Genomic DNA, 13,384 nt, shown 5'->3' on the forward strand with positions numbered 1-13,384 from the left:
ATGAAAAGAAAACTTATTACAATTTTTAGTATATTGTTGTTGGTTTGTTCTCTAATTTGTGGTTGTACCGACAAAAATAATGTACAGGAAAGCAGCATAAAAGAAGATGCTCCTGCGACAGAATCCCCTGTTAACACGGAATCAGAAGAACCTCCTGCACAGAATGCAATTGCAGAGGAAGAAGAGAAGGCTGTGATTCCGGATGGAATATACAAGGCAGATTTTGATACGGACAGCAGCATGTTTCACGTAAGTGAAGCATGTGACGGAAAAGGAATACTGACAGTTAAAAACGGAGAAATGACCATCCATATTTCACTGATGTCAAAAAAGATTGTAAATCTTTATCCCGGACTTGCCGAGGATGCCGAGAAAGACGGAGCTGAGCTTCTTATTCCCACAGAGGATAAGGTTACCTTCAGTGATGGGTTGACAGAGGAGGTCTATGGTTTTGATGTGCCGGTTCCGGTGCTGGAGGAAGAATTTGATCTGGCACTCGTTGGTACAAAGGGAACATGGTATGACCATAAGGTAAAAGTCTCCAATCCGGAACCAATGGAGGAAGAAGCTCAGGCTGAAAATACCCTTCAGTTGGAGGACGGCATCTATACAGTAGATCTTGCCTTTGAGGGTGGAAGCGGTAAAGCAAAGGTTTTATCTCCGGCAACAGTTACAGTATCAGGGGAAAACGTGACTGCAACGATTCAATGGAGCAGTCCCAATTATGATTATATGCTTGTAGATGGAGAGAAGTATCTTCCAATCAATACAGAAGGAGATTCTGTATTTGAGATTCCTGTTCTATTTTTTGATAAACCGATGGATGTCGTTGGAGATACTGTGGCAATGAGTACACCACATGAAATTGAGTATACGCTCACATTTTATTCTGACACGATGAAACCGGCAGAATAAGAGGTACTATGGGATGAGAAGAAAGACAATCATTGCAATATGTCTGTTTTTGACAGGACTGCTGGGGCTGCACGGCTGCGGCAGTCCTTCTTCCAATTATGATAATAATTATCATGCAGACAATTTACAGGATAAGGAAACAGAAAGTACGCTTGTTTATGAAAGTAGTATGGAACTTCAATATGCTGAGAATTTTTCGGTAGACTATTATAAGGGCGGCTATACAATGCTGACAACAACAATGGATGGACAAAGGTTCCTGGTTGTTCCGGAAGGAAAAGAAATACCGGAGAATATGCAAGAAGATATCGTAATATTACAGCGTCCAATGAAGGATTTATATTTGGTTGCATCTGCTGTTATGGATATGTTTCGCGAATTAGATGGTTTGGACGCCATTACCTTTTCAGGACAGAAGGAAGAAAACTGGTATATTGAAGAAGCAAAAGAAGCAATGGCAAATGGAGATATGATCTATGCAGGAAAATATAGCAAGCCGGATTATGAATTGCTTGTTTCAGAAGGGTGTACGCTTGCAATAGAAAACAGAATGATTTCACATTCTCCGGGAGTCATTGAAAAACTGGAAGATTTTGGAATACCGGTTATGATTGAATATTCCAGTTATGAATCGCATCCATTAGGAAGAGTGGAATGGATTAAATTTTTTGGTGCTTTACTCGGGAAAGAAGAGGAAGCAGAGAAGATATTTGAAAATCAGACAGCAATTTTAGACAAGGTATCAGCAGACGAAAAGACAGATCAGACAGTAGCATTCTTTTTTATTACATCAAACGGACTGGTGCAGGTGCGGCAATCTTCTGATTATGTACCAAAGATGATAGAACTTGCAGGTGGAAAGTATATTTTTGAAAATTTAGGGGATGCCGAAACGAAACGTTCTACCATGAATATGCAGGTGGAGGAGTTTTATAATGGTGCAAAGGATGCCGATTTCTTGATTTATAACAGTTCCATTGACGGAGGAGTTTCCAGTAGGGAGGAGCTTCTTGATAAATGTAAGGTTTTGGCAGATTTTAAAGCAGTTCAGGAAGGGAATGTCTGGTGTACTACAAACGATATGTATCAACAGTCCTTGTCAATTGGATACTTAATGGAAGATGTGCATGCCATGCTGTCAGGGGAAGGAGAAGATAAAATGCACTATCTTTTCCGTTTGGAATAAGAAGAAGGGTGATGCGAACACTATGCAGAAAAACAGAAAATACAGATATATCATGACATTCATTTTTCTTGGTATAGGAGTTGTGATCTTTTTGGCTCTCAACATCTGTATTGGAAGCGTAAGAATTACATTATCGGATATCTTAGGAGCATTGATAGGACAAGAGAATAATGAAACGATAGCGAGAATTTTGTGGGATATACGGCTGCCGAGAACGCTGGCAGTGATTATACTTGGCGGTGCACTTTCACTCGCAGGATATCTTTTACAGACTTTTTTTCATAATCCCATAGCTGGCCCGTTTGTTCTTGGTATCTCATCAGGAGCGAAAATGGTGGTGGCACTGGTAATGGTCTTTTTTATGGGAAGAGCAGTCAGAATTACCTCCACAGATATGATAGTTGCTGCATTTGTGGGTGCAATGTTGTCAATGGGATTTGTACTGCTGTTATCACGCAGGGTAAAAGGAATGTCCATGCTGGTAGTCAGCGGTGTAATGATTGGATATATTTGTTCGGCAATAACGGAGCTGGTCGTAACTTTTGCGGATGATGCAGACATTGTAAATCTTCATAACTGGTCACAGGGTAGTTTTTCCGGAATGACATGGGATCATGTGAAAGTTATGGCAATTGTTGTTATTGTTACATTTATAGCAGTTTTCCTGTTATCAAAGCCCCTTTCGGCATATCAGCTTGGTGAGGTGTATGCACAGAACATGGGAGTAAATATACGTATTTTAAGAGTATTCCTTGTTATTTTATCAAGCATTTTATCGGCATGTATTGTAGCTTTTGCAGGACCGATATCCTTCGTTGGAATTGCAACACCTCACTTGGTGAAGAAATTACTTGGAACTGCAAAGCCTCTTTTGATGATACCTGCCTGTTTTCTGGGCGGAAGCGTATTCTGCTTGTTTTGCGATTTACTGGCAAGAACGATTCTTGCACCAACGGAACTGAGTATCAGTACGGTTACAGCAATTTTCGGTGCCCCGGTTGTTTTATGGGTGATGGCGACGCATAGAAAAGAGAGGGCCGCATAATGGAATATTATTTTAAAACGGAGCAGATGAGCGTTGGTTATCAGGGGAAGCCATTGATTCAGGACATAGAGATTGGACTTCATAAGGGAGAAATATTGACCATGATCGGTCCAAACGGAGCTGGTAAATCAACGATATTAAAGAGCATTGCAAAGCAGCTGAAACTTATTCAGGGAGTAGTGTATCTGGACAAAAAAGAATTGAATCATATGTCCGGTTTGGAACTTTCACAAAAAATGGCTGTGGTTTTTACGGAAAAAATGAAGACAGAGTTGATGACCTGTGAAGATGTGGTTGCCACAGGCAGATATCCTTATACCGGACACTTTGGAATCTTATCCAAAGAAGACCATGATGCTGTTAGGGAAGCAATGGAGTTAGTCCATGTGACAGAAATCAGGAATCAGGACTTCACCAAGATCAGTGACGGACAAAAGCAGCGGGTTATGCTTGCCAGAGCAATCTGTCAGGAGCCGGAGATTGTTATTCTGGATGAACCGACCTCCTTTTTGGATGTGAAATATAAGCTGGAGTTCTTATCAGTAGTACAGGAATTACGGATAAAAAAAGGTTTAACCGTAATTATGTCGCTTCATGAGTTAGAACTTGCTAAGATTATTTCAGATAAAATACTGTGCATAAAGGAAGGGTATGTGGAACGCTGTGGAACGCCTGAAGAGATTTTTGAGTCCGATTTTATAAAGCGTCTTTTTCATATAAATGAAGACTGTTTTGAAGGAAATGAAAAATTACTAGCCTATATCGGAAGGTTAGGAAGATACGAGGAATAATGTATGGCAAAAGTCATTATGATTCAGGGAACGATGTCAGGTGCAGGAAAGAGTTTTCTTGTGGCAGGGCTTTGCAGAATTATGAAGCAGGACGGATACAGGGTGGCTCCGTTTAAATCACAGAATATGGCACTTAATTCCTTCATTACGGAAGAAGGGCTGGAGATGGGCAGGGCACAGGTCATGCAGGCTGAAGCAGCTGGCATAAAACCTATGGTCTGTATGAACCCTATTTTGTTAAAACCGACCAATCATACCGGCTCGCAGGTTATTGTGAACGGAGAAGTGCACAGGGATATGAGTGCAAGAGATTATTTCGCATATAAAAAGCAACTGATTCCGGATATTAAGAAGGCTTTTCGAAAACTGGAAGAGTATGCAGATATTATTGTGATAGAAGGTGCAGGAAGTCCGGCAGAAATTAATCTGAGAGAAAATGATATTGTCAACATGGGCATGGCGGAAATGGTTGATGCACCGGTATTATTGGTAGGTGATATTGACAGAGGTGGAGTGTTTGCCCAACTTTTAGGAACACTCATGTTACTTTCCGAGGAAGAAAAGAAAAGAGTTAAGGGGCTTATTATCAATAAATTCAGGGGAGATAAGACAATACTTGATCCGGGTATTGTAATGCTGGAGGAGAAGGGACAAGTTCCAGTAGCCGGTGTGGTTCCTTACATGGAGTTGGCACTGGAGGACGAGGACAGTCTGACAGAACGCTTTGACAAAAAGGAAGAAAGCTGTATTGACATCGCAGTTATCCGTTATCCGCGAATCTCTAATTTTACAGATTTCAATATATTTGAACAGATGAAAGAAGTATCTGTACGATATGTAACTTCTGTATCAGAGCTTCATCAACCGGATATGGTCATATTGCCCGGAAGTAAGAATACAATTGGTGATTTAAAGTGGATGCGTCAGAACGGGCTTGAGGCAGCGGTAAAAAAAATTGCAGAAGAGACTCCTGTTTTTGGAATATGTGGTGGTTATCAGATGCTTGGAGAACAGATTGCTGATCCGTCAGGAGTCGAAGGGGGAGGTGCTCTGAGAGGGATGGAACTGCTTCCGGTTGTCACAGAACTGGGAGAAGAAAAGGTTCGATGTCAAATGGAAGGTAAGCTTCCTGAATTAGATGGAATTTTCTCTAATCTTTCTGAACTTGAATTTGCAGGATATGAAATTCATATGGGAAAAACAGATTTTTCAGAGAGTGGAAAAGAGATTGAAATTAGAAATGATGCTTTGCATGAGAAAAAGATTATTATATCCGGCAGAAACAAAAATGTGTATGGAACCTATGTGCATGGAATTTTTGATAAAGGCTGTATTGCTACGGCAGTAGTGCAGGCCTTGGCCAAAAAGAAGGGAATTTGGATTGGAGAAGGAGCTTTTGAAGATTATCGGAGCTTCAAAGAAAAGCAATATGACAAATTGGCAGATACACTTAGGGAGTATCTGAATATGGAGGAAATCTATGGAATGCTTAGAGAATCCCGCTTGGAATAGATATACGAGAGAAAAATTAGAAAAACTGACTGTAAAAGCTCCGGATGAAGAGATTCGCAAAAAGGTATTAAACAACTTGGACCATGTGGCAAAGCCTCTTGACGGTTTGGGAAAATTTGAAGCATTAACAGCACAGATTGGAGCCATCCAGCGGACGGAAATGATTGATATTTCCAGAAAAGCAGTCATTATCATGTGTGCTGATAATGGAATTGTTGCGGAGGGTATCAGCCAGTCGGGACAGGAAGTGACACTTACTGTTGTGAAAAAAATGGCAGAAAAGAAAACTTCTGTAGGAAAAATGGCAGAGACTATCGGAGTGGATACAATTCCGGTAGACATTGGTGTGAATGATAAAGGTAAGATACCAGGGGTATTGGATAAGAAAATACGTCCCGGAACCAGAAATTTTAGAAACGAACCTGCTATGACAGAAGAGGAAGCAATCAAAGCAATATTTACCGGAATAGAAATGGTGTCTGATTGTAAAGAAAAGGGTTACAAAATTCTTGCAACAGGAGAAATGGGGATAGGAAATACAACTACCAGTAGTGCAGTAACTGCAGCATTACTGCATTGTGAAGTGGCGGAGGTTACCGGGAGAGGAGCGGGACTCAGTGATGAGAAGCTTATACATAAGCAAAAAATTATCACAGAAGCCATAGACAAGAATGACTTAAAAAAGGCAGATGCGTTACGCATACTTGAAACTGTTGGAGGATTTGATATTGCAGGACTTGCCGGAGTGTGTATCGGTGGTGCATTGTATCATGTTCCAATTGTGCTGGATGGTGTCATCAGTATGGTAGCCGCTCTTTTGGCAGAGAGAATTGTTCCCGGGACAAAGGATTATTTGATTCCGTCCCACAAGGGAAAAGAGCCCGCAATGAGAAGATTAGCAAAGGAATTGAATGTAGAACCCGTTATTGACGGAAATATGGCATTAGGGGAAGGAACCGGAGCTGTTATGATGTTTTCCCTCCTTGATATAGCACTTAGTGTATATCAGGACAGGACAACTTTTTCAGACATTAATATAGAGCAATATGAAAGGTTTCAAATAGATGATGACATTAATTATTGGGGGAAGCGGTAGCGGTAAATCAGCGTATGCAGAAGATTATATGATTTCCATTTCAGAGGATAGGAAGAAATACTATATCGCTACCATGCAGATTTATGATGAAGAAGGCCAAAGGAAAGTGGAAAGACATCGGATGCTTAGAGGTGGTAAGGGTTTTTCTACGATTGAACAACCTATAGATATTGGAAAAGCAGCGGAGAAAATGGAAACCGGAGAAAGGACGGCATTGTTGGAATGTATCTCTAATCTGACAGCCAATGAGATGTTTTCGGGAGAAGCACCGGGAACGGAAGAAGTGATAACAAAAAAAATTGTAGGTGGGATAACAGCATTGAATAGGCAATTGACTCACCTTGTTATAGTGAGCAACAACGTTTTTGAAGATGGGAACGTGTATGACAAGACCACGATGGCATATATCCGGGCAATGGGACGGATAAACCAAAAGCTGGCAGAGATGGCAGATGAGGTTGTAGAAGTAGTTGTTGGCATTCCATTAGTGGTTAAGCCGAAACGTGTTTAGCATGATAGAAAGGACAAACAGGATGCATATTTTTAAGTCAATTATGATTGCGTTTTCTATCTATTCCAAGATTCCGGTCCCGCAATTTGAGTGGAAGGAAGAGGATATGAAATATATGCTCTGTTTCTTTCCGTGGATTGGAGCAGTCATTGGTGGATGTGTTTATTTATGGAGCTGCTTGTGCAGTATATTTGATGTTGGAGAAATATGTCATGTCCTGATAGGAGCAGCAATTCCGCTTGTAATTACCGGAGGATTTCATGCAGACGGTTTCATGGATACCATGGATGCATTTCATTCTTATAAGCCACGTGAGAAGAAATTGGAAATATTAAAGGATTCTCATATAGGAGCATTTGCTGTCATAATGCTTGCTATGTATGGAATCATTTATATAGGAGCATTTTCAGAAGTAGCAGATAGAAACTTGATTAAGATTGTATGCGGCGGTTTCTTTTTGGCACGGTGCTTAAGTGGAATCAGCGTTGTTACCTTTCCAGCCGCTAAGAAAGACGGAATGCTTTATTTATTTGCAAGCAGTTCGCAGAAAACGATTGTGAAGTGGTCCTTATACCTGCAGGGTATAGCCTGTATTTGTTTTATGCTCTGGCAATCGCTGTATGCGGGTATTCTTGTGGTGGCAGCTGCCTTTCTGGCATTTTTGTATTACTATTACCGGACAAAAAAGGAGCTTGGCGGAATTACAGGAGACACGGCGGGCTATTTTGTTCTTATCTGTGAGGCGAGCATGATGATTGTGGCGGCAGGAATCAGTGTTTTGATATGATGGAGGTAGAAAATGAAGCTGGTAATCGGCGGATATGCACAGGGAAAACTAGATTATGTGCTTCAAAAATATGATAAGGAACCATGTCAGATTTGGGATGGTGAAATACCTAAGAACAAGAGTGGACAAAGCGGTACTGTGGTTATCAACCATCTTCATTATTGGATTAGGTCAAGAATTACCGAGGATGGATGCCCGGAGGAAGAAATTTTTGCTTTTGTAGAGAATTGCCCATACTGTGTCATCATTAGTGATGAGGTTGGTAATGGCATCGTACCCATAGAAATATTTGAAAGAGAATATAGAGAGCGGACAGGAAGAATACTTGTAGAACTTGCCAAAAAGGCAGAGGAAGTGGAGCGAGTGATATGTGGGATAGGGCAGAAAATCAAATAACGCTTGTGTTGATTAGACATGGGGAAACAAAATCAAATAAGGAACACCGGTATTTGGGAAAAACGGATGAAGAGCTATCCGTAGAGGGAAAAACACATTTGCTGAAAGAGAAAGAAAAGGGTATATTTCCCAACGTTGATTTTTTGTTTAGCAGTCCTATGAAACGGTGTGTTCAGACCGCAGAAATTTTATTTCCGGAGTTACAGCCTGTAGAAATCGAAGAATGGAAAGAGATGGATTTTGGCGTATTCGAAGGAAAGAATTATTTGGAACTTCAGGGAGACAAACGGTATCAGGAATGGATTGACAGTAATGGTACACTTCCTTTTCCGGAGGGAGAAAGCAGAGAAGAGTTTATTTCACGATGTGACAAAGGCTTTCGGAGAATGATAGGGAAATTAAAACCAATAAAGGAAGAAGGACATAAAACAGTCGGAATAATTGTGCACGGCGGTACCATTATGGCACTGCTAAGTAAGTATGGCAAAGGAGATTATTTTGATTATCAGGTTCCAAATGGAAAGGGATTTATCTGTACTATGAAATACTTGGATGCAGAGCCGGAAATCATGGAACTGAAAAAGATATAGCAGGAGATGTGGGAATATGGAATATCATATCATAGCTTTTTTTTCGGGTTTTCTACTGGATTTGATGTTTGGTGATCCTTATTGGATGCCACATCCTATCCGGCTGATTGGAAGTTTGATCGCAAAAGTAGAAAAATGTTTTTTAGGAAAAAAGAAAGAGAGAGATGAGAAAAAGGAACTTTGGCAGGGAGTTTACATGGTAATCATTGTACTACTTGGTACAGTGACAGCGACCACACTTATCTTGTTCTTTGCTTATTACATAAATTGTTATCTTGGAATCGTAGTAGAAACGATTATGACATATCAGATTTTAGCAACAAAGTGTCTGAAGGTTGAGAGCATGAAAGTCTATCATTGCCTGAAAAGTCAGACATTACCGGAAGCAAGAAAGGCTGTTTCAATGATTGTTGGAAGGGATACGGAAGTCCTAAATGAAGAAGGGGTTGCAAAGGCAGCAATTGAGACAGTGGCGGAAAATACCTCAGATGGGGTAATTGCACCTATGTTATATACAGCACTGGGAGGTCCAATCTTAGGATTTTTATATAAGGCAGTGAATACAATGGATTCCATGGTTGGTTATAAGAATGATAAATATTTGTATTTTGGACGAGCTGCTGCGAAACTTGACGATTTCGTAAATTATATTCCTGCCAGGATCAGTGCATATATGATGATAGCGGCATCTTTTTTAGGCGGACAGTACTTTTCGGGGAAAAGAGCCTATAATATTTACAAAAGAGATAACAGAAATCATGCAAGTCCTAATTCTGCACAGACGGAAAGCGTATGTGCAGGGGCGCTGGGAATTCAGCTTGCCGGAGATGCCAGTTATTTCGGCAAAATAGTAAAGAAGCCATATATTGGAGACAGTGTGCGGGCAGTAGAGTACGAAGATATTAAAAGGGTGAATCATTTGATGTATCTGACAGCATGGATGAGTGAAATCATATGTCTGTTTGTTATGGGATTGATATGCATGCTACAGGCAGGAAAGGTCTGATGGAAATGAAAGGAATTCATGGAGGCGACATTTATAGAAATGATGTGAAAGCGGATTTTTCTGTAAATGTGAATCCTCTTGGAATACCGGAAGCAGTAGAAGCGGCTTTATATGAAGCAGTAGAGCACTGCAGTCAATATCCGGACATATCGGCAGAAAAATTGAAGAAGGCATTAAGTGGAATGCTCAATGTGCCGAGGGAGAATTTGCTTTTTGGAAATGGTGCATCTGAGCTCTTTATGGCGATTATCCATGGAATCAGACCGAGAAAAACAGTGATTCCGATTCCGTCCTTTTATGGATACGAATATGCGGCCAGGGCTGCAGATGGAGAAATCATATATTACGAAACAAAGGAAGAGAATGATTTTTGCTTTCAGGAGGATTTCTTCTCCGTGCTGACAGAAGATGTTGATCTTTTGTTCCTTGCCAATCCCAATAATCCCACCGGAAATTTGATGAGTCGAAAAGAGTTAATCAAAGTGCTGGACCATTGCAGGGATAAGGGAATCTATGTGGTTCTGGATGAATGCTTTATAGAGTTTTGTGACAGAGAGTGTTCTATGCTACAGGAAATCAATAAATATACAAATCTGATACTTGTCAGAGCATTTACGAAAATATTTGCGATTCCCGGAGTCCGTTTGGGATATCTGGTTTGCAGCAACCCGTTGCTGCCAGATGAAATTGGCAGGCAATTACCGGAGTGGAACCTTTCCGGTTTTGCACAGGCGGCAGGATACGAATGTGCCATGCAGGCGACATTCGTAGAAAAAACAGTTGCATATATCGAGAAAGAAAGAGAATTTTTAGAGGCTGGATTAAAGAAAGCGGGTTGTCAAGTGTTTCCGGGAAAAGCCAATTTTCTCCTGATTTATAGTAAACAGCCATTATATGACAAATTGTTAGAAAAAGGGATATTGATTCGTGACTGTGAAAATTTCAGGGGATTATCAAAGGGATTTTACAGAATTGCGGTAAAGTGCAGGAAAGAAAACGAGGCTTTATTAAGAGCGATAGGAGAAATCAAGTGGAACGGAAAAGTAAAATAGAATATTTGCTTCCGGAAGAAATTGAAAAGAGAAGTTTTGAAATTATTACGGAAGAACTAAAGAAACGAGGAATTTCACTTCCGTCAGAACAGGAAATGATTACCAAAAGAGTGATACATACAAGCGCAGATTTTGACTATGCAGATACGCTTGTCTATTCAAAAGATGCGGTAGCTATTGCAAAAGAGCTTTTAAAAAATGGAGCAGACATTGTAACAGATACCAATATGGCACTGGCAGGAATCAACAAGAAAGCATTGGCAAAGCTGGGTGGACAGGCACATTGTTTTATGGCAGATGAGGATGTGGCGAGGGTGGCAAAGCAAAGAGGGGTCACAAGAGCCGTTGTCAGTATGGAGAAGGCAAAGAACATCAAAAAGCCTGTTGTTTTTACAGTGGGCAATGCACCGACAGCACTGATTAGGCTATATGAGATGATGCAGGAGAGTAACTGGCATCCGGCATTTGTGATTGGTGTTCCGGTAGGTTTTGTAAATGTAGAGGCTGCAAAAGAGTTGATTATGGAAACAGAAATACCATACATCATAAACAGGGGAAGAAAAGGTGGCAGTAATGTGGCTGCAGCTATCTGCAATGCACTTTTGTATGAACTGACAAGATAGAGGGCCTTTATGCGATATGGATTTACCACAGGAAGCTGTGCAGCGGCAGCAGCAAAAGCGGCAGCATATATGCTTCTGACAGGAAAATTGAAAAGGGAAATTACAATAGAGACTCCAAAGGGCATTCCATACACAGCAAAGCTTGTGGATATCAGCCGCAAAGAAAGAGAAGTCAGTTGTGCAGTAGAAAAGGATGGCGGAGATGATCCTGATATTACGACGGGAGCTTTCATTTATGCCAAGGTTTCCTTTGGAGAGAATGATGCCGGGACAGATACCGGAACTGGAAAAGAAGCGGTAATAAAGATTGATGGCGGAAAGGGTGTTGGCAGAGTGACAAAGCCCGGATTGGACCAGCCTGTAGGGAATGCGGCAATCAACCATGTTCCAAGAGAAATGATCGAAAAAGAAGTGATGCAGGTATGTCAGCTGGCAGACTATAAAGGTTGCCTGCAGGTGGAAATATCGGTGCCTGATGGAGAAAAACTGGCACAGCAGACCTTTAATCCGAGGCTTGGAATTGTGGGAGGCATTTCCATCCTTGGAACTACCGGAATTGTAGAGCCTATGAGTAATCAGGCGATTCTTGATACCATTCGGGTCGAGTTAAACCAAAGAAGGGCACAGGGATTTGATTATGTGGCGGTTTCGCCGGGGAACTATGGACTTGATTTTATGAAAAAGTCCTATGGTTATGATCTGGACAGAAGTGTGAAATGCAGTAATTTTATCGGAGATACTATTGATATGGCGGTAGAATTGGGTTTTAAAAAAATGCTTCTTACCGGACACATCGGGAAACTGATAAAAGTTGCCGGTGGAATTATGAATACCCACTCTAAAGAGGCAGATTGTAGAATGGAGTTATTAGCAGCGTTTTCTGTGAAAGAGGGGGTGGATATAGAAAAAATCCGTCATGTATTAGATTGTGTTACCACAGAAGAAGCGATTCCTATTTTGGAAGACAGTGGGAAATTATCAGCGATTATGGAGACGATTGTAGAGCGTATCTGTTTCTATTTAGAGAAGCGTGCCAAAGGAAAACTTCAGATTGATTGTATTTTATATGCGAATGAATTTGGAGAGTTGGCTAAAAGTAAGGAGGCGGTGAAATGGTTTACTTTGTTGGAGCAGGAACAGGTGCAGTAGATTTGATTACAGTAAGGGGAATGCGTTTATTAGAGCAGGCAGATGTAATTATCTATGCCGGTTCTTTGGTAAACCCGGAACTGTTACAATATGCAAATAAAGATTGCGAGATTCATGATAGTGCAAAGATGACTTTGGAAGAAGTCCTGACAATCATACAGAAAGCGGAAGCAGAAGGAAAATTAACGGTAAGATTGCATACAGGGGAGCCGAGTATCTATGGAGCAGTCAGAGAACAGATGGACGAACTGGACAGACTTGGAATTTTTTACGAAAGTTGTCCGGGAGTAAGTGCCTGTTTTGGAGCCGCTGCATCCTTAAATTTGGAATATACTCTGCCGGGAATCTCCCAGTCATTGATTATTACGAGAATGGAAGGAAGAACGAAGGTACCGGAAAAAGAAAGTATCGAAAGTTTTGCCGCACATCAGGCATCAATGGCAATTTATCTTAGTACAGGAATGCTGAAAGAGTTAAGTGAAAGATTAGTGGCTGGCGGATATCGCAAAGAGACACCTACGGCACTTGTCTATAAGGCAACGTGGCCGGAGGAGGAAGCGTATATTTGTACGATTGAAACCCTTTATGATACAGCAAAAGAGCACGGGATCACAAAGACAGCACTTGTTTTAGTAGGAGAGGTTATTACGCATCAAAACTATAAAAAATCAAGATTATATGCGGCTGATTTTTCTACAGAATTTAGACAGGCAAAGGAAATGTGA

Annotated in this window: 15 protein-coding genes; all 15 read left to right on the top strand. The window is 40.9% G+C overall.

Going from position 1 to position 13,384, the window contains the following annotated elements:
• The 15 genes from H0486_RS02355 to cobM are packed head-to-tail and all read left to right on the top strand — an operon-like array spanning position 1 to position 13,384.
• Complete coding sequence (locus tag H0486_RS02355; RefSeq protein ID WP_228351479.1) at positions 1-915, top strand: iron transporter; 915 nt, start codon at positions 1-3, stop codon at positions 913-915.
• Between the two features lie 13 nt (positions 916-928).
• Positions 929-2,101: an ABC transporter substrate-binding protein gene (locus H0486_RS02360; RefSeq protein WP_228351480.1), complete on the top strand. Its 1,173-nt coding sequence runs from the start codon at positions 929-931 to the stop codon at positions 2,099-2,101.
• A gap of 22 nt (positions 2,102-2,123) precedes the next feature.
• A complete protein-coding gene (locus tag H0486_RS02365; protein ID WP_228351481.1) occupies positions 2,124-3,146 on the top strand; it encodes a FecCD family ABC transporter permease in 1,023 nt (340 codons plus the stop codon).
• Complete coding sequence (locus H0486_RS02370) at positions 3,146-3,937, top strand: ABC transporter ATP-binding protein (RefSeq protein WP_323163525.1); 792 nt, start codon at positions 3,146-3,148, stop codon at positions 3,935-3,937. Before H0486_RS02365 ends, H0486_RS02370 begins: the two co-directional genes overlap by 1 nt.
• A 3-nt stretch (positions 3,938-3,940) precedes the next feature.
• On the top strand, positions 3,941-5,449 hold the full coding sequence (locus H0486_RS02375; RefSeq protein WP_228351482.1) for a cobyric acid synthase: 1,509 nt from the start codon (positions 3,941-3,943) through the stop codon (positions 5,447-5,449).
• Positions 5,418-6,545: a nicotinate-nucleotide--dimethylbenzimidazole phosphoribosyltransferase gene (cobT, locus tag H0486_RS02380; RefSeq protein WP_228351483.1), complete on the top strand. Its 1,128-nt coding sequence runs from the start codon at positions 5,418-5,420 to the stop codon at positions 6,543-6,545. The genes H0486_RS02375 and cobT overlap by 32 nt, the downstream gene beginning before the upstream one ends.
• The gene (locus tag H0486_RS02385; RefSeq protein ID WP_228351484.1) at positions 6,514-7,056 is read left to right on the top strand and encodes a bifunctional adenosylcobinamide kinase/adenosylcobinamide-phosphate guanylyltransferase; all 543 of its coding nucleotides are present in this window, start codon (positions 6,514-6,516) and stop codon (positions 7,054-7,056) included. The genes cobT and H0486_RS02385 overlap by 32 nt, the downstream gene beginning before the upstream one ends.
• Before the next feature lie 43 nt (positions 7,057-7,099).
• Complete coding sequence (locus tag H0486_RS02390) at positions 7,100-7,843, top strand: adenosylcobinamide-GDP ribazoletransferase (protein WP_323163563.1); 744 nt, start codon at positions 7,100-7,102, stop codon at positions 7,841-7,843.
• 12 nt (positions 7,844-7,855) lie between these two features.
• Complete coding sequence (locus H0486_RS02395) at positions 7,856-8,239, top strand: bifunctional adenosylcobinamide kinase/adenosylcobinamide-phosphate guanylyltransferase (RefSeq protein WP_228351486.1); 384 nt, start codon at positions 7,856-7,858, stop codon at positions 8,237-8,239.
• Positions 8,212-8,829 carry a histidine phosphatase family protein gene (locus H0486_RS02400; RefSeq protein WP_228351487.1) on the top strand — a complete coding sequence of 206 codons (618 nt, stop codon included), beginning with the start codon at positions 8,212-8,214 and terminating at the stop codon, positions 8,827-8,829. Before H0486_RS02395 ends, H0486_RS02400 begins: the two co-directional genes overlap by 28 nt.
• A gap of 16 nt (positions 8,830-8,845) precedes the next feature.
• Positions 8,846-9,835, top strand: coding sequence for an adenosylcobinamide-phosphate synthase CbiB (cbiB, locus tag H0486_RS02405; protein WP_228351488.1), 990 nt, complete (start codon positions 8,846-8,848; stop codon positions 9,833-9,835).
• Entirely contained in the window at positions 9,835-10,887 is a 1,053-nt protein-coding gene (locus tag H0486_RS02410) for a pyridoxal phosphate-dependent aminotransferase (protein ID WP_228351489.1), read from the top strand. The genes cbiB and H0486_RS02410 overlap by 1 nt, the downstream gene beginning before the upstream one ends.
• On the top strand, positions 10,866-11,510 hold the full coding sequence (locus tag H0486_RS02415) for a precorrin-8X methylmutase (protein WP_228351490.1): 645 nt from the start codon (positions 10,866-10,868) through the stop codon (positions 11,508-11,510). Before H0486_RS02410 ends, H0486_RS02415 begins: the two co-directional genes overlap by 22 nt.
• Positions 11,511-11,519: 9 nt before the next feature.
• Positions 11,520-12,659, top strand: coding sequence for a cobalt-precorrin-5B (C(1))-methyltransferase CbiD (cbiD, locus tag H0486_RS02420; protein ID WP_228351491.1), 1,140 nt, complete (start codon positions 11,520-11,522; stop codon positions 12,657-12,659).
• Positions 12,623-13,384: a precorrin-4 C(11)-methyltransferase gene (cobM, locus tag H0486_RS02425; protein ID WP_228351492.1), complete on the top strand. Its 762-nt coding sequence runs from the start codon at positions 12,623-12,625 to the stop codon at positions 13,382-13,384. The genes cbiD and cobM overlap by 37 nt, the downstream gene beginning before the upstream one ends.

This window comes from Variimorphobacter saccharofermentans (assembly GCF_014174405.1).
Classification (GTDB): Bacteria; Bacillota; Clostridia; order Lachnospirales; family Lachnospiraceae; genus Mobilitalea; species Mobilitalea saccharofermentans.